Origin of the sequence: Ketobacter sp., from assembly GCF_003671495.1 — a bacterium.
GTDB lineage: Bacteria > Pseudomonadota > Gammaproteobacteria > Pseudomonadales > Ketobacteraceae > Ketobacter.
The window spans coordinates 107,716-130,287 of the sequence record NZ_RCHN01000041.1 but is presented as its reverse complement, the minus strand read 5'-3'; the positions used below and the strand labels follow the sequence as shown (position 1 = coordinate 130,287).

The following is a 22,572-nucleotide window of genomic DNA, read 5'->3' as shown; positions in this document are numbered from 1 at the left end:
AGGGTAGGGCGCAGCTCTAACCCTTTGAAAGAGAAAAGAATCGGGGCGTAGCGCAGCCTGGTAGCGCACCACAATGGGGTTGTGGGGGTCGAAGGTTCAAATCCTTCCGTCCCGACCAGATTCGATTAAAAAAGCCGCTCATCGCGGCTTTTTTAATGACTGAAAATTGGATCACGTTAGCCTGATCATCTACTTCTGCACGATATTCTTTGCCCCTTTGAGCAGGGATTCAGTATCCAGTTTGCCGGGTACGGTAACTCCTTTCTGCGCGGCCGGTCGGTTGCCAATGGCGTCCATCCAGCGTTGCAGGTGAACCAACCCCTCAACCTCTACCCCGGACCAAAGGTGGGTTCTGGCCCAGCACCAATTGGCAATGTCGGCAATACTGTATTCTCCGGCCAGGTACTCATGCTGGGCCAGGTGGCCGTCCAACACCGTCAACAGGCGTTTGACTTCATTCTGGTAGCGGTCGATGGCCGGTTGAATTTTCTCTTCAAAGTAACGAAAGAATACATTGGCCTGGCCCATCATCGGCCCCAGCCCACCCATCTGAAACATCAACCACTGAAGCGCCTGACTGCGGGCTTTCGAATCTTGGGGCAGGAGCTTTCCTGCCTGCTCGGCCAGATAGATCATGATGGCGCCGGACTCAAACACTACAAAATCCTCATTGGCACGATCCACGATCACCGGAATGCGGCCGTTGGGGTTCATGGCCAGGAACGCAGGCTGTTTTTGCTCGTTTTCCATGAGGTTGATCGGGATGACGTTATAGTCCATCCCCAGCTCTTCCAGGGTGACAGAGGCTTTCCAGCCATTGGGTGTGGCGGCGGTGTAGAGGTCAATCATCGGCTTCTCCGGTATCAGGCCTTGGCGCTGGGTCGGCTACTCACCTGTTGATACCAGCGTTGCAAGTTCGGGTGTGTATCCTGCAGGCGAATTTTAACCACTCGGGCAAAGTCCAGGCTGCACAGCAGGGTAATGTCTGCGACGCTGAAGTAATTGCCGCACAGGTAGGTGTTGTCGCTCAGGTGGGATTCCAGGACAGCCAGAAAGTCCACCGCATTTTTTCCAGATTCCTCTCCCCAGGCCGGGATCGGATTCATGCGGTCTTTGAAATAGCCGGATGTATGCTGAAAACACATGCCGATGGGCAGCAGTAAATGCAGTTCCACCCGTCTTTGCCACATCTCCACCTGCGCTTTTTGCAGAGGGTTGGTGCCAAAAAGGGCGGGCTCGGGCTGAAGTTCCTCAAAATAACGGCAAATGGCGATGCTTTCGCCGATGCAGGTACCGTCGTCCAGCTCCAGAAAGGGCACCTTGGTGGTCACATTTTTAGACCGGTTGGCGTCATTCAGGTTTTCTCCGGCCGCGATATCCAGCTCCACATATTCCATGTCGATGCCTTTTTCGGCCAGGAACATGCGTACCCTGCGGGGGTTGGGAGCGGATTTGGTTTCGTATATTTTCATAGGATGGTCTCTTTCGGGTTGTAGTATTCTGAACGAGCAGTTAGAAATTTAACCCATTTCTAAACAAGCGGTCAATTACCCGTTATACTGCGGTCAAATAAACTGCAATTGATTGTGATGGCTATGGCTAGACCTTTGGCGTTCGACCCACAGGAAAAACTGCATCAGGCCATGCTGTTATTCTGGCGGCAGGGTTACGAGTCCACGTCTGTGCAGGATCTGGTGGATACCCTGCAAATCAACCGTTTCAGCCTGTACAACACCTTCGGGGACAAGGAGGCGTTGTATGAGCGCGTGATCCGACATTATCGCGCTCATGTATTTAGCCATCTTGAGGCTCACCTGCAACCGGCCAGGGAGGGCCTGCCCCGCTTGTTCGCCTATCTGGATGCGGTGTGTGAAGGGCTGGCTCGACAGCCGGAACCCTGGGGGTGTTTGTTGCAGAACAGCGTCATCTCGCGTAATGCGTTCAGTCCGCCGCTGCAAGGCCTGGTGGATGAATTCATTACCACGTTACAAGGACATGTCCTGGCCATCTTGGAAGCCGCGGTGGAGTCGGGGCAGGTGAACACCGATCTTACCCCGGCAGCGCTGGCGGATTTTGTTGTTATCCAAATCCAGGGGATGCTGGTGGCCAGCCGAGGGGGAGCCCATGAGGCTTTGCGCAATTCAGTGGCGGCGTTGGGGAGTCTGTTAGGCTACCGACGTTAACCGCCGCGTGAAGTGGGAGTCCCCCGCTCGAAACAGGGGGCTCCACACTATAAATGCGTTTCATTAATGCCAATCAGAAAGCCGGCTGCGGAGTGAGCAACAGTTTTTCAGTGTTGAACCCCTGGGTTTGCAGCTCTTGAACTATGTCAGCATATAGCCCGTCATCCAGTTGCGGGGTTCGGCTGAGTACAAACAGTGTGTACTTCAATGGATCAGTGACCACCGCATACTGATAGTTTTCCGCATCCAGAATCACAATCAGGTAGTTCGCCCAGGGAAAATTGGGGACACCCGGGAAGCTGACCTTCAGCCTGGAATTGGTGGTTTCGTCCACCACTACAGCAGTACCCAGGATCTCATCCAGTGGCCCATCCAGTGTTTCCTGGAAGCCTTTGTTATAGACCTGTACTGAGCCGTCGGCGAGCAGTGTGTATTCGGCTGTAACGCCCACCAGGCCCTGGTTGAAGCTGGTTTCATAGGCGGATATTTGGTACCACAGCCCCATATAGCGTTCGATGTCGACCTGAGGCACGGTTTGGATATTGCCGCAGGCGGTCAAAAAAAGCAGACAAATCAGGCTTAAGCCGGTTTTAAGAGTGGTCATGATCATTGGCCTCTTCAATGGTGTTGTGGTTCGGTGATGTCCAGAGTGGTGAAGTGATTAAGGTAGCTTTGTGACTGTGAACGCGGTGTGAAGATGCCTAGAGCGGGTGCGAGGGCACAGTTAACAGCATCAACGATGTGACGCTTTGGCCTGTTGCCCGATCCTTTTGACAGCGGCAGCAGGCCATTAGGGGCTACACTCTGTGCTTTTGCAGTTAAGAGGATCAGCCCGATGAAAGAAGCCGTTATCGTTTCCACTGCCAGAACCCCCATTGGTCGCGCGTACCGCGGTGCACTGAATAATATTAAGTCTCCGACCCTTATGGGGCATGCGATCCGCCATGCGGTGGAGCGCAGTGGCGTAGAGCCCGCTGAGATTGAAGATGTCATCATCGGCGCGGTGCTGACGGCCGGTACGGCAGGTACCAACATCGCCCGTACCGCGGCTCTGGCGGCCGGCTTGCCGGTGACGGTGTCAGGCCAAACCATGGATCGGCAGTGCTCGTCCGGCCTGATGGCCATCGCAACCGCGGCCAAGCAGATCATAGTGGATGGGATGCCGGTGTGTGTGGCCGGAGGTCAGGAGAACATCAGTGCGGTGCAGAACCGGTACTTTGAATGGGCCAAAGCAGAAGAAGACCCGAATGTGCTGGCCAACGCGGAGCACGCGTATATGCCCATGCTGCTAACCGCAGAATTTGTGGCGAAAAAATACAATGTCAGTCGCGAGGCGCAGGATCAATACGCGTTGTTATCCCAGCAGCGCACTGCTGCTGCTCAGGCGGCGGGACGGTTTGACGCGGAAATTGTTCCCATTACGGCAACCCAGGCGTTGGTGGATAAGGACACCAAAGCGGTGAACTATCGTGACGTGACCCTGGATCAGGATGAAGGCAACCGTCCGGAAACCAGCTACGAATCATTGGCCGGACTGAAACCGGTGGTGGAAGGCGGTGTCATCACGGCGGGCAACGCCAGCCAGCTGTCTGATGGCGCTTCCGCCTGTGTATTGATGGAGTCAAAACTGGCGGAGCGTCGTGGCCTCTCGCCCCTGGGTATATATCGTGGGATGGCGGTGGCGGGTAATGCGCCGGAGGAAATGGGCATCGGTCCGGTGTATGCGATACCCAAACTGTTGCAGCAACATGGGTTCGGCGTCGACGATATCGGCCTGTGGGAGTTGAACGAAGCCTTTGCGGTGCAGACCCTGTACTGCCGAGACCGGTTGGCAATCGATCCGGAAAAGCTCAACGTCAATGGCGGGGCTATATCCATCGGCCACCCTTATGGCATGTCTGGCGCCCGTATGGTGGGACACGCCTTGCTGGAAGGAAAGCGCCGCGGAGTGAAGTTTGTAGTGGTTACCATGTGCATTGGCGGAGGCATGGGCGCAGCCGGGTTGTTTGAGGTGGCCTGATCCCCGCGAATAAAAAAGGCCGGTTTTATCCGGCCTTTCGTTTCATCGTATGCGGCGGTTAGCGGGCCGCGACGGTGGCAAAGCTCAGATTGAACATCTGGATGCGCTTACGCTGCATTTTCAACATGAATTCCATCTCGCGGAAGCGGGTGCGTATAGTGGCGTGTTGCCACTTGGCCTGCAATTCCTGTTTCTTTTCTTCGAAGGCCTCGCGTTTTTGCTGTACCCATTGACCGCGCAACTCTTTCCATTCCGCCAACGTGTCCATGAACTGCTGATATTCCGCTTCCAGTGTCTGGCGCAGGGCTTCAACATTGGGTGTGGGTAACCGGCTCAGGCTTAATTGCTTACGGGCTTTCTCAAATTGCATCTGTAGCATCGCTTCCTGAATTTTGAAATTGGGCACCCGCTTCAGGTTGCGGGCCAGGCCCACCCAGGACAGAACCGAAATCAGCCATTTGGTGGGGTCAAACTGCCACCATCGAACCCCGTTGCGGTAATCGGTCTGAAAGTAGTGATGGAAGTTGTGGTAGCCCTCGCCATAAGTGAACAAGGCTAACAGGAAGTTGTCTTTGGCAGTGTTGGAGTTGGTGTAGGGCTGTTTACCCCAGGCGTGACACAGGCTGTTGATGAAAAAGGTCACGTGATGGCTGATCACCAGGCGCAACACACCGGCCAGCAGCAGCATACCGAGAATGTCACCGTTCAGATAACCTGCCAACAAGGGCACGCCGATATTGGAGACCACCACCAGAGGTACGTAGAAATTGTGCTGGAACATTACGATTTTGTCCCGCTGCAGATCCTGGGTATTGTTCAGGTCCACTTCGCCGCTCTTGTAGTTGCGGATCATCCAGCCAATGTGGGCGAACCACAGGCCACGATTGATGGAGTAGGGGTCGTGGTCAACGTCGTCCACATGGCGGTGGTGTTTGCGGTGCCCGGAGCACCAGATCAGAATGGTGTTCTGCAGGGCACAGGCCCCCCAGAAGGCGAAAAACGCCCGCACCAGCGGGTTGGCATCATAGGCCCTGTGGGACCACAGTCGATGATAGCCACCGGTAATGGACAGCCCGCAGAACGCGAGCATCAGCCCGAACACGGTCCACTCCACGGCGTCATAGCCATGGATGATGCCATAAGCGGGAACGGCGGTGATGGCGATCAAAAAGGTGAGTGAAAATATCAGTGTGGGAGCCCAGTTAATGGGGGCGTCTTCTTTTGTTGCCTTAGTGAACTCTGGCATGCACTACTTTCTCGCTGAACGGGTTTTGTTATGATATTTGACAGTATAGCTTTCGGGGGATCGAAAAGTATATTGATCACCAAAACTGGGAACGGATTCTAACTTAATTCCACTGACAGGTATATTACATGAAAAAGGCGGCCCGGGGCCGCCTTAAAGTAGGGGAGGTTGGACATCGGGAAGATTGGAGATCTACCGATATGGCCGGGTTTACTCGTCCGCCTCGGCCTCTTCAATCTTTTTTACGGCTTTCACCTTTTTAGTCACTTCCTTCTTGACGTCGGAGGCGGCTTGCTTGGCGGCCCCTGTCACTTCGCCTACTTTGCTGTTACCCAGCTCAACCAGTTCGTCAAAATAGGTTTCGCCGCTGCTGCGGGCCTTGACCACTAAGCCCACCGACGCATTCTTCAGCTGGTCCAGAGTGCTTTTTACGTCTTCAAACGGGGTTACGATGTCCTTTTTCAGTTGATCCAGGAAAGACTCTTCCGCTTGTAGCTGAGCTTCACCGGCCTTGACCAGCTCGTCAAACTGCTTGTTGCTTTCTTCCTTGATCTTGACGTAAAGACCGCGAGAGGCGTTGATAAACTGCTCAACAGAAGAATTAAATTGGTCCACTTGCGCTTTGACGCGATCTGAAAACTCGCTCATTTTATAATCCCTCATTTAGGATGACTGATGGAATTGACCTCATATTGGACGCATATGTCTGAATACGAACGAAAATTCCCTTTTGGGTGTTCGTATCAACAACATAGCGACACGTAATGTATACAAAAAAATTAGAATGTTAACCCTAATTGGGTCACAAATTTAACGGCGACTGAGGGGCGCCGTTAAGAGGGGGCCGTCCGTTACGTTAGACTGCGGTGACGTCGGATTTTCTGCGCCGGGGCAGCACGCCGGTGACCAGCTTTTTGGCGGTACCATAGGTGGTACGCCGGTCCCGGGGAAAGAAGGGGCCGATGCCGTGGATCTGCTCCACGTCGGGAATCAGGTAACGGCGCTCGGCGGCTTTGATCACGGCGCCAGTGATCTGCAGGATACGGGCGTCGCCAAAGGGAGTGCCTATACCACTGTTCAGGGTGAGCCCGATGGCGAGGTTGCGCACCGGATCGGCCCAGCCGCCAGAGCCACCGAAGCCGAAATGCCCAAAGCTGAGTGAAGTGGGCTTACCCAGCGCCCACACCCGGTGGAAGCCCAGGCGCCAATGCATGGGAACCGGAATCACATCCCCCATGGTGCGGTTCTGGATCTGGGTGATCTCATTCATGGTATCGCGGGAGATGAGGCGGATGCCGTCCAGTTCCCCCCCGTTGGCCAGCAGTGCATACAGCTTGCCCAGCGAGCGGGCCGTGAACATGCCGTTGGCGGCCGGGACGCAGGCGTTCACGAAGTCCGGGCTGTTGAAGTCCAGGTACATGGCGCCCCGGGGAACCAGGGCTGAAATGGTTTTGTTGAGGTCGATGCGGGCGACTTTGAGCCCCGCGGTGACGGCCTTCAGCATCAGTTTCTGGCTGCGGTCCTCGGTGCGCATGCCATAAGAATCCTTGCCACCGACACTCTGGACCAGCTCCGCCCGGCGGTGCATCTGGTCATCGGGCAGGCCAACGTACAAACCGTCCAGTTGCAAGGGCGCGGCGATCAACTCCTCCAGCACTTCGGCAAAGGTTTTGTTGGTGACTCTCTGGATCAGTTCGCCGATGAGCCAGCCGTAAGTGAGAGCATGGTAACCATTGGTGAGCCCCGGTTCATGGATTGGGCTGGCCCGTTCGATGGCCGTGGTCATATAGTTCCAGTCCATCATCTGCTCGGCGTCGTCGATCATGTCGCGAATATGATACAAGCCGGCTTCATGACAAAGTAGTTGCCGTACGGTGATGAATTGCTTCAAACGTTGGCCGAATTCTGGCCAGTACTTGCTGACAGGGTCGTCGTATCTCAGATAGCCCTGGTCCACCAGGATGTGCAGCAGGGTGGATGCGACACCCTTGGTGGTGGAGAAGGACAGGGACACGGTTTCCGCCCGCCAGGGGTCACCGTCCCGGTTGCGGGTGCCACCCCAGATGTCCACCACGCATTGGCCCTTATGGTAGACCGTCAGTGCCGCACCGCCCGGGCGATTACGCGGGATTTGCTGGGAAATTACTTCGGCCACTCGACCGAAGTCCGGATGTACGTAACCCTGTAACATGCTGTGGTGTCCCTGCTATGGTTTTATTGCATATTTATAGCAGTTTTCCGCGTGAATGGCACAGGCAGAGGGGTCTATGGTTATTTAGGTCTATTTGTCGCCAAATTGAATGAGGATTGATTCAAATTTTCGGAGATTCGGTCGCTGAGGCCATGTGGCTTTGCGGTTGCTTCTGGTTTAATTGCCACCAGTCGTTTGGGAGGTAGTTACATGAGTGAGACCAGTTGGTACCTGGGGTTTGGTGCGTCTGAAACACTGTATGGGATGAATCAAGCTTATCGGGATTCCTTGGCGTCCGCGTCCGAAAAAGAGCAGTCTGAGAAGTTGCTGGCGTTATTGATTCAGTTTGCAGACGAATGCCTCGACCAGTATTTTCTGAGTCCGATTGAGCGGGTCAAACTGAATAACATGGGGCAGAAGATCGTGTCCGGCGGTGTTTCGGCCATGAAAAAAACCATTCACCTGACCCTGAAGCAGGTGGTGAAAAAAATGTCCAAGGCAGACCGCGCTCACATGGCGGATTACATCAACAGCCTGTTGAAGCCGTTACGGGAAAGTTCCCGTTATCCGACCTACGTGGCCGTGCAGATTACGCCGGAGCTGCGTTCACGGTTGAACCGCGCGGTGGAGCAGGGGCGAGAGCAGGGTGTGGATGCCATTGTCAAAGACTACTCCGATGCGCTCTGTGAGTTGGTGGATGTGGCGTTGCATTCCTATATGGACAAGCCCCTGGGTATGATGAAGCTGGGAATGGTCATGAATAAAATTACGTCCGTGGCCAGTGATGCCATACGGGGTGCAGCCCAGACGGTGATTCGGAAAACCATTCCATCCATGAGCGAGAAGGAAATGGAGGGCTTTTTCGATTTCTCGGAGTCGATACTGTACCCGCATCCCGCCTGAACCCGACTACAGGTTCTCCAATAAAAAAGGGACGCCATTGCGGCGTCCCTTTTTTTGGCTTGATTACTCGCCGTGGCGCGTTAGCCAACCATACCGGCCAGACGGGCCGCAATGATTTCCTGAGCATCAGCCACGATGGTTTTCAGCAACTCTTCACAGGTGGGGATGTCTTTGATCAGACCCACCACCATGCCAGCGGTCCAGATACCGTATTCCAGGTCACCTTTGTCCAGCACTTCGCGGCCTTTAACGCCGGCCACCAGGGGCTGCAGATCTTTGAAGTCGGTCTGGCCGGGTTGGGCTTCGATTTCCACCACTTTATCGGCAATGCTGTTCTTGAATACCCGGGCTGTGTTGCGCAGGGTGCGGAAAATCAGGGCCGTATCCAGCTCGGAGGCTTCCACCATACGCTGCTTCACGTTTTCGTGAACCGGCGCTTCCTTGGTGGCGACAAAACGGGTGCCCATATTGATGCCGTCTGCACCCAGCGCCAAAGCAGCCGCCAGGCCGCGTCCGTCGCCGAAACCGCCGGACGCGATCATTGGAATCTTCAGTACGTTAGCGGCACAGGGAATCAGTACCAGGCCGGGAATGTCATCTTCGCCAGGGTGGCCGGCGCATTCAAAGCCGTCAATGGAGACCATATCGCAGCCGATTTTCTCAGCTTTCAGGGCGTGACGGACCGAGGTGCACTTGTGAATGACCTTGATGCCTGCGGCTTTGAACGCCGGCATGAACTGTTCCGGGCTGCGACCGGCTGTTTCGATGACCTTGATACCACCCTCAATGGCCGCCTGGGCGTATTCGTCGTAGGGCACCGGGTTGATGGTAGGCAGCAGGGTGATGTTGACACCAAAAGGCTTGTCCGTCATTTCGCGGCAGCGGGCGATTTCTTTGGTCAGGTCTTCCGGTGTGGGCTGGGTGAGGGCAGTCAAAATGCCTAAGCCGCCGGCGTTGGATACGGCGGATGCCAGTTCTGCGCGTCCAACATGCATCATTCCACCCTGAACAATGGGGTGCTCAATGCCAAGCATTTCGGTGACGGCGGTTTTTAACATGATGAGGTACTCCCTTTGATATGTTTCGAAAGCGGACTACATCAAATAAAAGAATGCCATGCAATGGCGGAATGCGCTGTAGTTAAGCAAGGTGATGAATTTGTTCCCTGAAGACAATCAGACCATGTACTTTTTGGCCCATTGACCCTGTTGGGTCAGCGACTGTTGCACCAGGTAGATGTCGATCACGTTGCCCTGCAGCATGCGTTGCATGAGGGAGTCAGCGGGGTTATCACGGCTGGAGGGTTGCCTAAGGTACTGAATTATGGCGGTATCGGTGGGGCAGGCATGGCGCAGAATTTCATCGATCCTAAACAGGTAGGATATGCGCTCCAGCGTGTCCCGGGGGATGGTGCCGGTCTTGCCGTTCTTCCAGTTGGCGTAGGTGGAGGTGGCGGTGAGACCCAGCAAAGTCATGGCTTCGGGGCGGGTGAGCTGCCAGCGGGCAGCTAAATTGAAAAAACCTTTGAGCGCCAGTTGGGCAATGCCGCGGCGCGCTGTCACATCATCCTGATTGTACATCGGGTCCGTCTGCTTTTTTTCTGATTCTTTATTTTTTATAGCAAACCCTAACAAAAAGGCCAGCGTAAAGCTGGCCTTTTTGGGGGGTGGCATGCAAATCAGTAGCGATAGTCGCCCTTGTTGATGCCTGCCAGGATCTCGTCAGTTACCGGAACGTATTCATCGGTGCCTGGCAACAGCGCATAGACCGCTTCACCGTTGGTTTTGGCGGGATCGAACGCCTGCTCCTTCAAGTGGGACTTCTGGTACTTGAAGGTACCGGTCGTTTCCATTTGCTGCTTGATGCGCAGAAACAGCGGCACCGCATAGGCGGGCAGGCTTTCACGCAGGTAGCTGCAAAGTGCTTTGAAATCCACTTCCTCCAAAGGCACCACCGGAGTGATGGACGCCATGCCGGCACGGCCGTTGGTGTTGGGGATTTCCACACCATATACCACCGCCTCGGAGATCTGAGGGTAGGCGGCTACGATGTTTTCCACTTCGGTGGTGGAAACGTTTTCACCTTTCCAGCGGAAAGTGTCACCCAGACGGTCCACAAATTGGGTGTGGCCGAAGCCGATGTCCCGCAGCATGTCACCGGTGTTGAACCAGCGGTCGCCTTTGGTGAATACATCGGTGAGAATCACTTTCTTGGTTTTCTCCGGATCGGTGTAGCCATCCAGAGGCGCCTTGTCGTTGATTTCCGCAACCAGCAAACCCTGACCGCCTTTCTGCACTTTGCGCATGAAGCCATCCGGGCCGCGGACGGGCTCTTCTTTTTCCTTGTCATACTCCACCAGAGCCCAGCTCATGGGGGAGAAGCCCACGGTATTGTCGAAGTTGAAAATGTTGGTGAAACCAATGTTGCCGTCGGAGGCCGCATACAGCTCGATGATTTCTTCAATGCCAAAACGCTTCTTGAAAGGCATCCAGACATTGGGACGCAGGCCATTGCCTACCATTTTGCGGACCGGGTTGTTGGCGTCGTCCGACTTGGCAGGTTGATCCAACAGATAGCGGCACAGTTCGCCCACGTACCCGATGGCGGTGGCGTTGTACTTGCGCACGTCACGCCAGAAGTTGGAAGCACTGAACTTGCGGCGAATGGCAAAGCCTGCCGAGCCGGCGATGGCTGAACCCCAGCACACGCACAAGCCGGTGGCGTGATAGAGGGGCAGGGTGGAGTACATGACGTCTTTCGGGCCCAGGCGCATAGCCATGATGCCGAAGCCGCCATAGGACTTCATCCAGCGACCGTGTTTGAAGATGCCTGCCTTGGGCAGTCCGGTGGTGCCGGAGGTGTAGATATACAGGCAGGGGTCGTCGTAATAGATTCGGTTGGTGGAATCCGGATTGTGGGTTGGGCTGTTGGCGGATTCCGTCGCCAGGTTGAGATAGCCTTTGGGGGCCACGCCTGGATCTTTGGTGGTATCCTGGTCAGCGAGGAAGAACACTTTGTCGTCCTCGACGTTGAGTTCGCTGCGCACCTCGTCAAAGGCGTCGGTCAACTCACCGCCCACAATGGCGGCTTTGGGGTTTACCAGGTTGAAGCTGTGCACCAGGACGTTCCCGGTCTGGGAACTGTTGAGCATGGCGCTGACGGCACCGATTTTCGCGACGCCCAGTACCGTTGCCAGAAGTTCTGGACGGTTTTCAATGAATACGCCAACCACATCGCCTTTTTTGATGCCCTGACTCATCAGATAGTGGGCGATTCGGTTAGCCCACTGGTTGAACTCATCGTAACTGAAGCGTGTATTTTCAAACAGAATCGCGGTGCCACGCGGATTGCGCTTCACCGCCAGCTCGAAGGTCCATCCAAGACCACAGGGCTGAGTGGGATCTGTGATATTACCGGCTTTTAGTCCTTTGATTATCCGGGGCAGGTTCCGCATGATGAACGGAGCCTTTTTCAGCATCATGCCCCAGGTAATCACGTCAGTCGTACTGCTAGTCATGTTACCCCCAGTCGGTAATCCTTAAATGTAAGGTTTGTAATGTTATGCAGCGCAAAAGCACGCATGGGAACGTGTATAAGAAGTGGATCAGAACTGCTAGTAGACATCCCAACAGATAAGTGAGTGAAAATGCACACTCCAAAAGTAAATTGATGGGTTTTTGACTTGTTATCCACACTTTATTTGCGTTGGCGTACGATAACCTCAAGGGCCGCTTGGTTCAAGCCTTTGAGCTCTAAAAGTAAGCGCTCTGGGCGCGACCGGGGGCACGTGCTTTGGCCCCTCAGCCCGCCCCGGATTATTCGGAGTCGTTTGCCTTATTTTCCTCATTTATCAATAGGATAAGTTGTCTTGCTTTCAGCTGGTCACCGACCTGTGCACGGACTTCGGCGACGCTTCCTGCTACGCTTGCCCTGAGTTGGTGCTCCATTTTCATGGCTTCCACGGTGGCTACGATGTCACCTTGTTTGACAGAGCTGCCCACCGTCACGCTAATGGACACCAGATTACCATCCATGGGGGCCACCACATGGCCGCTGCCTTTGCGGGAGGCTTTTTCCGAGGCGGCGTGGCTGATATTGCGGTAGTGGAAAGTCTGGTTGCCGTCATCCAGGTACAGGTTTTCTTCCTGCTGGAGGAAATGATAGTGGCGGCTGTGGGTCGGTTGATCCGGCGTCAGGACACTCACCCGGGCCTGGCATCCTTGCCACTCCAGTTGCAATTGCAGCACCTGTTCTTGGCAGGTAATGGTGATGGTGTCGGCGCCGCTGGCCCGGCATAAATAGGTAGTGTCTGTGGCCGCGAGGGTGAGCCGGGAAGCCGTACCCAGTTTATTGTGATGGTTCTGCGTTTGCTGCTGGCTGTGCAGCAAGGCCGCAGCAATCAACGCGTTCCGCTGTTCCGCCTCTGCCGTGGGCGCCTGCCATTCGCTCTGGTGGGCGGCGATGAAGGCGGTGGTGGCGGCTCCAGCGTTAAACGCGGGGTGGTTAATCAACTGCCTGAGAAAGCCCCTGTTGGTTTGGGTACCCAGCAAGACGGTGTTGCCCAGAGCCCGGTCCAGTTTACGGATGGCGGTGCGGCGGTCTGCAGCATGAGCAATGATCTTGGCCAGCATGGGATCGTAAAACGGACTGATCTCGCTGCCACTTTGCACCCCACTGTCGATGCGAATGCCGCATTCCGGTTCGGTCTGCCATACATGAACCGGCCCGGTCTGGGGCAGGTAATTGCGATAGGCGTCTTCCGCATAGAGCCGCACTTCGATGGCATGACCGTTCAGCTGGATTTGATTCTGGGCCAGGGGCAGGGGCTCTCCGGATGCGACGCGCAGCTGCCACTCCACCAGGTCCAGCCCGGTAATCATTTCGGTGACCGGGTGTTCCACCTGCAGTCGGGTGTTCATTTCCAGAAAATAGAATGCGCCCGCCTCATCCACCAGAAATTCCACGGTGCCGGCCCCGACATAATTACAGAGCTGAGCCACCTTGACCGCAGCTTCACCCATGGTTTTTCGCATTGGCGCTGTCAAGAATGGTGAGGGGGCTTCCTCCACCACTTTTTGATGGCGACGCTGCACGGAGCAGTCCCGTTCCCACAGGTACACGCAATGGCCGAACTGATCCGCGAACACCTGCACTTCGATGTGGCGGGGACTGAGAATGGCCTTTTCCAGAATCAGTTCGCCACTGCCGAAGGCGTGTTCAGCCTCAGAGCGCGCCGATTGCAGATCGCTTTTGATGTGGCTGAGATCCGTCACCAGGCGCATTCCCCGGCCACCACCGCCGGCTGAGGCCTTGATCATCAAGGGTGTCTGGATACGCTCGGCCTCATGCGCCAGTGTGTCCAGGGACTGGTCTGCGCCATCATAGCCCGGTACCGTGGGCACACCGGCTTTCTCCACGGCCAGTTTGGATTGTCGTTTCGAACCCATCAACTCAATGGCCGGCGAGGGCGGGCCGATAAAGCAGATCCCATTCGCCTCACAGGCTGCGGCAAAGGCACTGTTCTCTGATAGAAATCCATAGCCGGGGTGGATGGCATCGGCACCGGTGACCTGGGCGGCCTGGATGATGTGGTCAATGTTGAGATAGGATTCCGCCACGGCTGATGGCCCGATGTGGACGGCTTCATCCGCCTGTTGCACATGCAGGGCATTGGCGTCTGCATCGCTGTATACTGCCACCGTGGCATAGCCCATTTTCTTGGCCGTGGCGATCACCCGGACGGCAATTTCACCGCGATTGGCGATGAGGATTTTTTTAAATTCAGTCATCTCGGTGCTTCCAGGGTGTTTATTGCGCCCAGTTGGGTAATCTTTTTTCCACAAACGCCAGGGTGCCTTCGGCGCCTTCGTCGCTTTTCACGGCGGTGGCAAACTCCCGGGCGGCACCGTCCAGGAGGCTATCCATCTCCATGCTTCCCACCTGGTGCAATAATTGTTTGGTCACACGATTGGCGTGGGGTGCGGCGCGTCGAACTTTAGTCAGTACGTTTTCCAGAGTGTCGTCGATGGCCTGTTTGCTGTCACACAAGTAGTGGGCGATGCCCAGTCGCACTGCTTCCTCACCATCAAAGCGTTCCCCCAATAGCGCCAGGCGACGGGCCTGGGTCAAACCCACCCGGGTCACCACAAAGGGAGCGATTTGGGCCGGCACCACACCCAGCCCGGTTTCCGGCAATCCGAATTGGGCGGAGTGGGCCGCAATTGCAACGTCGGACACACAGGCCAGGCCGAAGCCACCGCCCAGTACGGCGCCTTCCAGTACGGTGATCAATACACAGGGTACATTATCTGCGCGGGTGATCATCCGGCCAAAGGCGCGGTTCAGTGTGTAGAACGCGTCTTCGGTGTCGCTGCCGTGTTGCGCTGCCTGTGTCTGTGCTTGAGCCTGCGCCCGGGCTCCCGCCATATCCTTGATATCGCCACCGGAACAAAAATGGCCATCCACACCGCGCAATACCAGAGCACGGATGCTGGGGTCGTTGGTCGCCCGGTCGAACACATGGTTGAGTTCATTCACCATCGCCAGGCTCATGGCGTTGCGGGCTTGGGGGCGGTTGAGCTGGACTAACAGGGCGCAGTCCTGTTGCTCCACTAACAAGGTTTCATACATCATGGTTTGGTCCCGGGGAAAATGCCCATGGTTTTACAGATGATGCCCAGCATAACTTCGTCTGCACCACCACCAATGGAAGCCAGGCGACTGTCACGATAGGATCGGGATACCAGGTTGTCCCACATGTAACCCATGCCACCCCAATACTGCAGGCAGCTGTCAGTGACCTCCCGGGCCAGGCGGCCGGCTTTCAGTTTGCACATGGAGGCCAGCTGCAATGCGTGTTGTGGATTGGCGCCGTTGATGTATTGCTCGCAGGTGCTGTATACCAGTGCCCGCAGCGCTTCCAGCTCGGTTTGCAGTTCTGCGAAGCGGAAATGGATCACCTGGTTATCAATCAGCTTCTGGCCAAAGGCATCGCGCTGCTGGGTGTATTCGATGGTGGCGCTGATCACCGAATCCAGTCCGCCAATGGCATTGGCGGCACCCCACATGCGCTCCTCCTGAAACTGCATCATCTGGATCATGAAGCCCTGGCCTTCTGCACCGATCAGGTTGCGTTGAGGCACCTTTACGTTGTCAAAAAATACCTGGGCGGTGTCGGAAGAGCGCATGCCCAGTTTGTCCAGGGGTTGCGACAAGGTGATGCCGGCCGCATCGCGGGGTACCAGGATGAGGGACTTGTTTTTGTGCTTGGCGTCGTCGCTGGTGTTGGCCAGCAGGCAATACCAGTCCGCCTGAGTGGAGCTGGTGATCCACATTTTGCTGCCGTTGATGACGTAGTCATCGCCCTGCTTGCTGGCTCGGGTTTTGATGTTGGCAACATCGGAACCGGCACCCGGCTCGCTGACGGCAATGGATGCCACCATCTCGCCTTTGATGGCGGGTACCAGGTACTCTTTGCACAGGGCTTCGTTACCAAAGCGAGCCAGGGCCGGGGTGGCCATGTCGGTCTGCACACCTATGGCCAGGGGGACCCCGCCGCAATGGGCGCGGCCGAATTCTTCTGCCGCCACCAGGTTGTACGAATAGTCCAGACCCATGCCGCCGTACGGTTCGGGTTTGCTGATGCCCAGCAAGCCAAGATCGCCCAACTTTTTGAACAGCTCATGGGCGGGGAAGGGCGGTTGTTGCTCCCATTGTTCTACATTGGGATTGATTTCGTGGTCCACAAAATTGCGGACGGTGCGGCGCAGTTCTTCATGTTCCTGGGTGAATTGCATGGTTGGGTTCCTCTCCAGAATTCCAAATCAAAATGTCAAAAAATAAAATCGGGTTGGGGCCGGGTCAAAGCCGGGCCACGCCATAACTGTTGGATTGCAACGGCCGTGCTCTGGCCTCTTTCTGGGTATCCAGCACAAAGGCCAGCACAGCCCGAGTATCCCGGGGATCGATGATACCGTCATCCCAGAGGTGGGCGGTTCCGTACAGCGCAGTGGATTGCTTCTCCAGGTTCAGCGCGGTGGTTTGCTCCAGCATGTCCAGCACTTTTTCATCCGGTTCCATGCCCATGGCCCGTTGTTTTTGTTCTGCCACAATGCGCAACACCTTGCCGGCCTGGGCGCCACCCATGACCGCGGTTTTGTTGTTGGGCCAGGCGAAAATAAAATGCGGGTCTAGGCCCCGCCCACACATGGCGTAGTTGCCGGCGCCGTAAGAGCCACCCACCACCACGGAAAATTTGGGCACGCGGGCGTTGGCCACCGCTTGAATCATCTTGGAACCATGTTTGATGATGCCGTTGCTTTCGGATTCGGTGCCCACCATGAAACCGGTGGTGTTGTGCAGAAACAGTAAGGGCACCTGTTTTTGGTCGCAAAGTTGAATGAACTGTGCAGCCTTGGTGGCGCCGGCGGTGGTGATGGGACCATTATTGCCGATGACACCCAGGGTGTGGCCCTGCAGCTCTATCCAGCCACACAGGGTTTGCTGGTCGTACTCGTTCTTAAAATCCAGAAAATCAGAATCGTCGGCAATGCGGGCAATGATTTCACGACAGTCGTAGGGTCGCTTGGCATCATTGGGTACCACTCCCAGCAGTTCCTCCACATCGTAGCGGGGTGGCTTGATGGATTTCTGCGGCCACTGGGGCAGCTGTTCCTGCCAGGGGATTTTGCGCATCACCTCCCGCGCCAGGCGAATGCCGTCGGCATCATCTTCTGCCAGGTACTCGGCGGTGCCTGCGGTATAGGCGTGCAACTCTGCACCGCCCAGGGATTCATCGTCGGCGATCTCCCCCGTGGCGGCTTTCAACAGAGGGGGGCCGGCCAAAAACATCTTGGTGCGATTGCGCACGGCGATGATGTAATCGGACAGGCCCGGCTGATACGCGCCACCGGCGGTGGCATTGCCATGCACTACGGTCACTTGGGGAATACCGGCGGCAGACAGGCGGGCCTGATTGGCAAAACTGCGGGCACCCTCCACAAAGATTTCACCGGCATAGTTCAGGTTGGCGCCACCGCTTTCCGAAAGGGTGATTACCGGCAGTTTGTTCTGCGCCGCGATTTCGTGCAGGCGCAGCGATTTATGCAGTCCGGCGGGCGAGATGGTGCCGCCTTTGATGGCGCTGTTGTTGGCCACCACCAGACAGCGCGCACCGGTTACATAGCCGATGCCGGCAATAATGCCACCGCCGGCGGTGCTGCCGTTTTTGTCATCGTGCATCTGGTACCCCGCCAATGACATCAGCTCCAGGAACGACGAGCCCGGGTCCAGCAAGTGTTCAATTCGCTCCCGTGGCAGAAGTTGCCCGCGTTTTTCAAATTTTGGGCGTGCTTTTTCCTCGGTGGCTTTGATCTTGTTTTCAAGGGCGCGGAATTCAGAGACCAGATTCAACATGTGTTCACGGTTGGCCTTGAATTCCTCACCATTTACATTCAGTTCGCTTTCCAGAATGGGCATGTCACGAATTCCCGTCAGTGTTAAACAGGTCCGGGATTTCCTCCCGGTGGAAGCCGCCAAAGGGCTGGCTGCGGTTATGGGCCTGCAACGGCATAATGGCGACGTTGCCTTGCGACGCGGCGCCATCAATGCGGATGGTGGTGCCACTGATGAAGGCCGCGGCGTCGCTCAGCAGGAAGCAAATGGCGGAACTTACTTCCGCTTCGTTACCCATGCGTCCCAGGGGAACCGCCGCCCGCAGCGTTTTGATGACACTCTTGAAACTGTCTGGATAGGTGTCCATGCCACTGGACATAATCCACCCTGGTGCGACGGCATTCACCCTCACTCCGGCGCCGCCCCACTCGTAAGCTGCGGTTTGAGTGAAATTCACCATGCCGGCCCGGGCGGCACCGGAGTGCCCCATGCCGGGCATGCCGTTCCACATGTCCGCTACGATGTTGACGATGGAACCGCCCTGTTGCGACATGGATTGATTAAATACTTCCCTGGCCATCAGGAAGCCGCCGGTGAGGTTGGTGGCAATCACCGCGTCCCAGCCTTTTTTGCTGATGGCCAGCAATGGGGACGGGAATTGGCCACCGGCATTGTTCACCAGTCCGTGGATGCGGCCATGGTCGTTGACGATGCGGCCGACCACGGTTTTTACCGCGTCCTCATCCCGTATGTCGCAGCTGTGGAAGTCGCACCGGCCACCGTCTTCCACAATCTCGTTGTGAACCTTTTCCAGCTTTTCAGTTTTACGACCCACCAGGGTGACGTGGGCACCCAGCGCGGCGATCTCGTGAGCGGTACAACGGCCAATGCCGCTGCCGCCTCCGGTTACGATGATGGTTTGATCCTTGAATGTATCCGCATTGAAGACAGACCGGTATCCCATGACGCTTAATCCTGTGTGCTGTGCAGTGATTGATTGTGCAGTGATTGATAAAGTTCGGCGCTGACCGGTACGGGAAAATCCAGCAGCTGTTGCGCGTATGCTTTGCCCTGGGGATCAATGCGCAGGCTGCAGATACCACCACCCCCCAGGCTGTTTTCCAACAGGAAATTGATCGCCCGCAAACCTGGCAGCAACCAGGCTTTCACCCGCGGCTCCCCATCGAAAGTATGCTCCATGTAGCGCGCCACCGCTGACGGTGTCAGGGCTGCCTGAATGTAGGGGAGAAATTCCTCGCGCCGGGCAATGACCCCAATATTGGCGTGGTCGCCTTTGTCGCCACTGCGGGCCCAGGCCAGCGCCACCAGAGGGACTGAGCAATTAGTCTCGGCATCACTGACGGATGCGGCCGCCATGGCCGGGTTCGGTTCGCTGAACTCGTGGTTTTCGGTATCGGGTGTCACCGGCAGCGTGCGGCCTTCCAGTTCCGTTACCACGTTGACGGCAGACTTCGGCAGCAGGCAGGAAAACAGACGAATCACCGGGGACACTTTCGGGCGCCCCCCAACAATGCCGGTAATGCCTGGCGCCATGCCGGTGGCGGCCTGGGCGATCTCCCGGGAGAACAACTCCAGGGCTTTTTTATCCCGGTGCGCGGCTGCGATTTTGACCACCACCTCCCGCGGCTGCTGAACGCGCCTGTTGGCACCATAAGTGGCCTCGGCACCCAGAATTTCCACGTGGGTTTTGCTGAAGTCACCCAGTCCTTTTGCCTGCAACAGGCCGCTGGTTTTCTGCAGCAGGGCCTGGCTGACTTTCTGCGCCTTGTGCTCAGCGTCAATCCCGGCCAGTACAAACGACGCGGTGACGCGAAAACCATCCGGGTAGGTGGCGGAGACTTTATAGTTGCCCGTGGGGGCACAGCCTTTTGCCCCTTGCACCCGAACCCGCTGATCTGCTACCTGTTGCACGGTGACCCGGGTGAAGTCACAAATCACATCCGGCAGGTAGTAGGCGTTGGGGTTGCCGATTTCATACAGCAGTTGCTCGGCGACGGTGGCTTCCGATACCAGCCCTCCGGTGTGCTCCGGCTTGGTGACTTCGAAGTGCCCGTCGGCGTGGCATTCCACGATGGGAAATCCCATATTGTGGTAATCCGGAACACTTTCCCAATCCGTGAAATTACCGCCGGTGCATTGGGCTCCGCATTCGATGATGTGGCCGGCCAGGCTGCCTTGGGCCAGTTTGTCGTAATCGTTCCAACTCCAGCCGAATTCATGCACCAGCGGCGCCAGCACCAGGGCACTGTCCACCACCCGTCCGGTGATGATGATATCGGCCCCGGCCTGCAATGCGGTAACGATGGCTGGGGCGCCCAGGTAGGCGTTCATGCTCACCAGGAATGGGGGTAGCTCTGCCTGGCTGAACATTTCCCGAATACCCTGTTGCTGCAGGTCGGGCATGCTGGGCATCAGGTCGTCGCCGGTGACCACCGCCACTTTCAACGCAAGGCCGGCTTGTTCCACCAGGCTGCGGATGGCCGCCGCACAACTCTGCGGATTGACGCCCCCGGCGTTGGTGATGATTTTAGTGCCCTTGGCGGCTATTTCCGGCAGCAGAGGGGCCATGATGGTGGTGACGAAGTCGGTGGCGTAGCCGGCCTTGCTATCCTTCATACGCATGCCGGCCATGATGGACATGGTGATCTCAGCAAGATAATCGAAGACCAGGTAATCCAGATCTGCCTGTCGGATCAGCTGCGCGGCGGCGCTCTCGGTATCGCCCCAGAAGGCGGCGGCACAGCCGATTTTTATGGTGTTGTTGGCCATAGGCGATATGGGCTCCGTTCAATTCAGATCAGGTCAGGTTAATTCTGCCTGGTTTCAGTTGGTCTGGGTGCGGCGCTTGGCGTTTCATTATCGGTTCGCTACACTACCAAGCAAGCGCTTGGTTTGTAAAGTGTCCCGGTTTCCATTTTCAGATCTTTTGTGGAATTTTGTTAGTGGCTGGGGTACAAGGCCATGATCTTCAGTAAAGTACGCAACCGCTTGAAAATACAGGTTTTGATGAATGGCACGTAAACCCGGAAAATTACCTAATGGCATGGATGACACTCCCAGGGGGCGACTGCTGGCGGCGGCGGCACACCTGTTTCGCAGCAAGGGCTTTGAGCGCACCACGGTGCGCGACCTGGCCCAGGAAGTGGGAATCCAGTCCGGCAGTATCTTTCATCACTTCAAAACCAAAGAGGAAATCCTGCGCTGCGTGATGGAGGAGGTGATCCACTTCAATACCGAGCGCATGCGGGAAGGACTGATGCAGTCCAGCGACCCACGGGAGAAGTTGCTGGCCTTGATCCGCTCGGAACTGGTGTCCATCAACGGTGACACCGGCGAGGCCATGGCGGTGCTGATTTTCGAGTGGCGCTGCCTGAAACCGGAAAGCCAGACTCACATACTGGAATTAAGATCCCACTATGAGCGCATGTGGCTGGAGACCCTGGCGGAATGCCGAGAGGCAGGCCTGATCGCGGCGGAGCGGGACCTGTTTGTATTGCGTCGCTTGCTGGCGGGGGCGGTGAGTTGGTCCCACTATTGGTATAAACCCGGTGGTCCCTTGGATATCCAGCAGTTGGCCGAACAAGCTCTTTACCTGGCTCTCAAAGAGGGTTGATCAACCGGTTGAATAGACACTGTTTTTCGTCGGAATGACCTGTTTTTACAAGTATTCAGCGGCTGCCTGTGTTTGGTCTTCAGGTGGTTTCGTTACGTCACAAACAGGTTTAATAAAATTACAAATATACGCTCTTATCCACCCTCTGATTGCTGATAGTATTCCAAAAGGGCGTGAAAAAAGCCCAACCCATAGGGTTTTCACAAGCCGGCTTTGATCCGGTTTCGATGGGGAGAAAACCCTTACAAATTTATAAAACAAAAAAAATAATAGGTGGTTGGTTATGAACACACCGGAAATGTCACCCGGCGAAAGCGGTTTTTCCATTGAGCGGGGACCCGACGCACGCGAGCGTATTCTGGCAGCGGCTGAATCGCTGTTTGCGGTGCGGGGATTTGAGGGGGTTTCCACCACTCAAATCGCGAAAGTTGCAGGCATCACTCAACCTCTCATCCACTATCACTTCAAAAACAAGGAAGCACTTTGGAAAGCGACGATCTCGCGCTTGTTTTCAAAACTTTCCCAAGAGTTTTCAGCTGAAGTAAAAATGCTCAACCATAAAGATGATCGCCGTTATCTGGTGGAGATGATGCGCTGTTACGTATCCTTCGTGGCGCGATACCCCCAATACGGTCAGTTCATTATGCGGGAAGGGGTGCAGGAATCCCCCAGGCTGCAGTGGATGGTGGAAGAATGGCTGAAACCCATGCTGGACCAGTTCCACGATATTTATGAGAAGGGCATTTCAGAAGGCTGGATGAAAGACATTCCTTTCCCCCAGCTGATCATTCTGATTACTGCCTCTGCCAGCCAGTTCTTTTCCATGGCGCCTTTGGTGAAAGAGCTCTATGGTGTGGACGCTTCCTGCCCTGAACAGGTGCTGGCGCATTCTGACGCTGTGGTGGAAGTGGCCGTGAATTCGATTTTGCGTGAACCCATCGCCCGGCAGTCGGAAGCCGCGGCGGTTTAATTGCAAATTCGGGTCAGTTTGGTAAAAAGCCG

At 56.0% G+C, this 22,572-nt stretch carries 20 protein-coding genes and 1 tRNA gene; 6 read left to right on the top strand and 15 right to left on the bottom strand.

All coding sequences use genetic code 11. The features are described 5' to 3' along the window. Positions 1-41 precede the first annotated feature (41 nt). A tRNA-Pro gene (locus D9N14_RS18895) sits at positions 42-118 on the top strand. Positions 119-189: 71 nt separating this feature from the next. Here D9N14_RS18895 and D9N14_RS18890 read toward each other — a convergent pair. Beyond that, on the bottom strand, positions 190-849 hold the full coding sequence (locus D9N14_RS18890) for a glutathione S-transferase family protein (RefSeq protein WP_290582653.1): 660 nt from the start codon (positions 847-849) through the stop codon (positions 190-192). A gap of 14 nt (positions 850-863) precedes the next feature. Continuing rightward, on the bottom strand, positions 864-1,472 hold the full coding sequence (locus tag D9N14_RS18885) for a glutathione S-transferase family protein (RefSeq protein ID WP_290582651.1): 609 nt from the start codon (positions 1,470-1,472) through the stop codon (positions 864-866). 123 nt (positions 1,473-1,595) lie between these two features. On the opposite strand from D9N14_RS18885, the gene D9N14_RS18880 reads away from it, so the two are divergent. Beyond that, positions 1,596-2,183: a TetR/AcrR family transcriptional regulator gene (locus tag D9N14_RS18880; RefSeq protein WP_290582649.1), complete on the top strand. Its 588-nt coding sequence runs from the start codon at positions 1,596-1,598 to the stop codon at positions 2,181-2,183. A 73-nt stretch (positions 2,184-2,256) separates the two neighbouring features. Here D9N14_RS18880 and D9N14_RS18875 read toward each other — a convergent pair whose 3' ends face one another. Then, positions 2,257-2,787 (bottom strand): lipocalin family protein, encoded by a 531-nt coding sequence (locus D9N14_RS18875; RefSeq protein WP_290582647.1) that lies wholly within the window; start codon positions 2,785-2,787, stop codon positions 2,257-2,259. Between the two features lie 231 nt (positions 2,788-3,018). On the opposite strand from D9N14_RS18875, the gene D9N14_RS18870 reads away from it, so the two are divergent. Next, positions 3,019-4,203, top strand: coding sequence for an acetyl-CoA C-acyltransferase (locus tag D9N14_RS18870; protein WP_290582645.1), 1,185 nt, complete (start codon positions 3,019-3,021; stop codon positions 4,201-4,203). A gap of 58 nt (positions 4,204-4,261) precedes the next feature. On the opposite strand, the gene D9N14_RS18865 is transcribed toward D9N14_RS18870, so the two are convergent. From D9N14_RS18865 to D9N14_RS18855, 3 genes are all read right to left on the bottom strand, one after another. Further along, the gene (locus tag D9N14_RS18865; RefSeq protein WP_290582643.1) at positions 4,262-5,449 is read right to left on the bottom strand and encodes a fatty acid desaturase; all 1,188 of its coding nucleotides are present in this window, start codon (positions 5,447-5,449) and stop codon (positions 4,262-4,264) included. 210 nt (positions 5,450-5,659) lie between these two features. Then, a complete protein-coding gene (locus tag D9N14_RS18860; RefSeq protein WP_290582641.1) occupies positions 5,660-6,097 on the bottom strand; it encodes a hypothetical protein in 438 nt (145 codons plus the stop codon). A 208-nt stretch (positions 6,098-6,305) separates the two neighbouring features. Continuing rightward, positions 6,306-7,640: a serine hydrolase domain-containing protein gene (locus D9N14_RS18855; RefSeq protein ID WP_290582639.1), complete on the bottom strand. Its 1,335-nt coding sequence runs from the start codon at positions 7,638-7,640 to the stop codon at positions 6,306-6,308. A 210-nt stretch (positions 7,641-7,850) separates the two neighbouring features. Here D9N14_RS18855 and D9N14_RS18850 point away from each other — a divergent pair, with 210 nt between their 5' ends. Further along, positions 7,851-8,543 carry a hypothetical protein gene (locus D9N14_RS18850; protein WP_290582637.1) on the top strand — a complete coding sequence of 231 codons (693 nt, stop codon included), beginning with the start codon at positions 7,851-7,853 and terminating at the stop codon, positions 8,541-8,543. Between the two features lie 80 nt (positions 8,544-8,623). Here D9N14_RS18850 and D9N14_RS18845 read toward each other — a convergent pair whose 3' ends face one another. From D9N14_RS18845 to D9N14_RS18805, 9 genes are all read right to left on the bottom strand, one after another. Then, the gene (locus tag D9N14_RS18845) at positions 8,624-9,601 is read right to left on the bottom strand and encodes an NAD(P)H-dependent flavin oxidoreductase (protein WP_290582635.1); all 978 of its coding nucleotides are present in this window, start codon (positions 9,599-9,601) and stop codon (positions 8,624-8,626) included. 117 nt (positions 9,602-9,718) lie between these two features. After that, positions 9,719-10,123, bottom strand: coding sequence for an antitoxin Xre-like helix-turn-helix domain-containing protein (locus D9N14_RS18840; RefSeq protein WP_290582633.1), 405 nt, complete (start codon positions 10,121-10,123; stop codon positions 9,719-9,721). Positions 10,124-10,221: 98 nt separating this feature from the next. Then, the gene (locus D9N14_RS18835; RefSeq protein ID WP_290582631.1) at positions 10,222-12,060 is read right to left on the bottom strand and encodes a long-chain-acyl-CoA synthetase; all 1,839 of its coding nucleotides are present in this window, start codon (positions 12,058-12,060) and stop codon (positions 10,222-10,224) included. A gap of 298 nt (positions 12,061-12,358) precedes the next feature. Next, positions 12,359-14,332, bottom strand: a complete 1,974-nt coding sequence (locus tag D9N14_RS18830; protein ID WP_290582630.1) for an acetyl/propionyl/methylcrotonyl-CoA carboxylase subunit alpha — start codon at positions 14,330-14,332, stop codon at positions 12,359-12,361. A gap of 19 nt (positions 14,333-14,351) precedes the next feature. Continuing rightward, a complete protein-coding gene (locus D9N14_RS18825) occupies positions 14,352-15,176 on the bottom strand; it encodes an enoyl-CoA hydratase/isomerase family protein (RefSeq protein ID WP_290582628.1) in 825 nt (274 codons plus the stop codon). Beyond that, positions 15,173-16,339, bottom strand: a complete 1,167-nt coding sequence (locus D9N14_RS18820) for an acyl-CoA dehydrogenase family protein (RefSeq protein WP_290582626.1) — start codon at positions 16,337-16,339, stop codon at positions 15,173-15,175. The genes D9N14_RS18825 and D9N14_RS18820 overlap by 4 nt, the downstream gene beginning before the upstream one ends. 64 nt (positions 16,340-16,403) lie before the next feature. After that, positions 16,404-18,020 (bottom strand): acyl-CoA carboxylase subunit beta, encoded by a 1,617-nt coding sequence (locus tag D9N14_RS18815; protein WP_290582624.1) that lies wholly within the window; start codon positions 18,018-18,020, stop codon positions 16,404-16,406. Position 18,021: 1 nt separating this feature from the next. Further along, positions 18,022-18,900 (bottom strand): SDR family oxidoreductase, encoded by an 879-nt coding sequence (locus D9N14_RS18810; protein WP_290582622.1) that lies wholly within the window; start codon positions 18,898-18,900, stop codon positions 18,022-18,024. A 5-nt stretch (positions 18,901-18,905) separates the two neighbouring features. Further along, on the bottom strand, positions 18,906-20,726 hold the full coding sequence (locus tag D9N14_RS18805; RefSeq protein ID WP_290582620.1) for an acyclic terpene utilization AtuA family protein: 1,821 nt from the start codon (positions 20,724-20,726) through the stop codon (positions 18,906-18,908). Positions 20,727-20,967: 241 nt separating this feature from the next. On the opposite strand from D9N14_RS18805, the gene D9N14_RS18800 reads away from it, so the two are divergent. Both D9N14_RS18800 and D9N14_RS18795 read left to right on the top strand, forming a co-directional pair. Further along, positions 20,968-21,570 (top strand): TetR/AcrR family transcriptional regulator, encoded by a 603-nt coding sequence (locus tag D9N14_RS18800; protein ID WP_290582617.1) that lies wholly within the window; start codon positions 20,968-20,970, stop codon positions 21,568-21,570. A 283-nt stretch (positions 21,571-21,853) separates the two neighbouring features. Then, entirely contained in the window at positions 21,854-22,540 is a 687-nt protein-coding gene (locus tag D9N14_RS18795; protein ID WP_290582615.1) for a TetR/AcrR family transcriptional regulator, read from the top strand. Positions 22,541-22,572 lie beyond the last annotated feature (32 nt).

Bases quoted from the DNA above. Each gene is read 5' to 3' on its own strand.
- D9N14_RS18880 (WP_290582649.1), top strand. From the start codon at position 1,596: ATGGCTAGACCTTTGGCGTTCGACCCACAGGAAAAACTGCATCAGGCC.
- D9N14_RS18860 (WP_290582641.1), bottom strand. From the start codon at position 6,097: ATGAGCGAGTTTTCAGATCGCGTCAAAGCGCAAGTGGACCAATTTAAT.
- D9N14_RS18835 (WP_290582631.1), bottom strand. From the start codon at position 12,060: ATGACTAGCAGTACGACTGACGTGATTACCTGGGGCATGATGCTGAAA.
- D9N14_RS18840 (WP_290582633.1), bottom strand. From the start codon at position 10,123: ATGTACAATCAGGATGATGTGACAGCGCGCCGCGGCATTGCCCAACTG.
- D9N14_RS18795 (WP_290582615.1), top strand. From the start codon at position 21,854: ATGAACACACCGGAAATGTCACCCGGCGAAAGCGGTTTTTCCATTGAG.
- D9N14_RS18845 (WP_290582635.1), bottom strand. From the start codon at position 9,601: ATGTTAAAAACCGCCGTCACCGAAATGCTTGGCATTGAGCACCCCATT.
- D9N14_RS18855 (WP_290582639.1), bottom strand. From the start codon at position 7,640: ATGTTACAGGGTTACGTACATCCGGACTTCGGTCGAGTGGCCGAAGTA.
- D9N14_RS18885 (WP_290582651.1), bottom strand. From the start codon at position 1,472: ATGAAAATATACGAAACCAAATCCGCTCCCAACCCCCGCAGGGTACGC.
- D9N14_RS18870 (WP_290582645.1), top strand. From the start codon at position 3,019: ATGAAAGAAGCCGTTATCGTTTCCACTGCCAGAACCCCCATTGGTCGC.
- D9N14_RS18830 (WP_290582630.1), bottom strand. From the start codon at position 14,332: ATGACTGAATTTAAAAAAATCCTCATCGCCAATCGCGGTGAAATTGCC.
- D9N14_RS18825 (WP_290582628.1), bottom strand. From the start codon at position 15,176: ATGATGTATGAAACCTTGTTAGTGGAGCAACAGGACTGCGCCCTGTTA.
- D9N14_RS18820 (WP_290582626.1), bottom strand. From the start codon at position 16,339: ATGCAATTCACCCAGGAACATGAAGAACTGCGCCGCACCGTCCGCAAT.
- D9N14_RS18805 (WP_290582620.1), bottom strand. From the start codon at position 20,726: ATGGCCAACAACACCATAAAAATCGGCTGTGCCGCCGCCTTCTGGGGC.
- D9N14_RS18810 (WP_290582622.1), bottom strand. From the start codon at position 18,900: ATGGGATACCGGTCTGTCTTCAATGCGGATACATTCAAGGATCAAACC.
- D9N14_RS18875 (WP_290582647.1), bottom strand. From the start codon at position 2,787: ATGACCACTCTTAAAACCGGCTTAAGCCTGATTTGTCTGCTTTTTTTG.
- D9N14_RS18800 (WP_290582617.1), top strand. From the start codon at position 20,968: ATGGCACGTAAACCCGGAAAATTACCTAATGGCATGGATGACACTCCC.
- D9N14_RS18865 (WP_290582643.1), bottom strand. From the start codon at position 5,449: ATGCCAGAGTTCACTAAGGCAACAAAAGAAGACGCCCCCATTAACTGG.
- D9N14_RS18850 (WP_290582637.1), top strand. From the start codon at position 7,851: ATGAGTGAGACCAGTTGGTACCTGGGGTTTGGTGCGTCTGAAACACTG.
- D9N14_RS18815 (WP_290582624.1), bottom strand. From the start codon at position 18,020: ATGCCCATTCTGGAAAGCGAACTGAATGTAAATGGTGAGGAATTCAAG.
- D9N14_RS18890 (WP_290582653.1), bottom strand. From the start codon at position 849: ATGATTGACCTCTACACCGCCGCCACACCCAATGGCTGGAAAGCCTCT.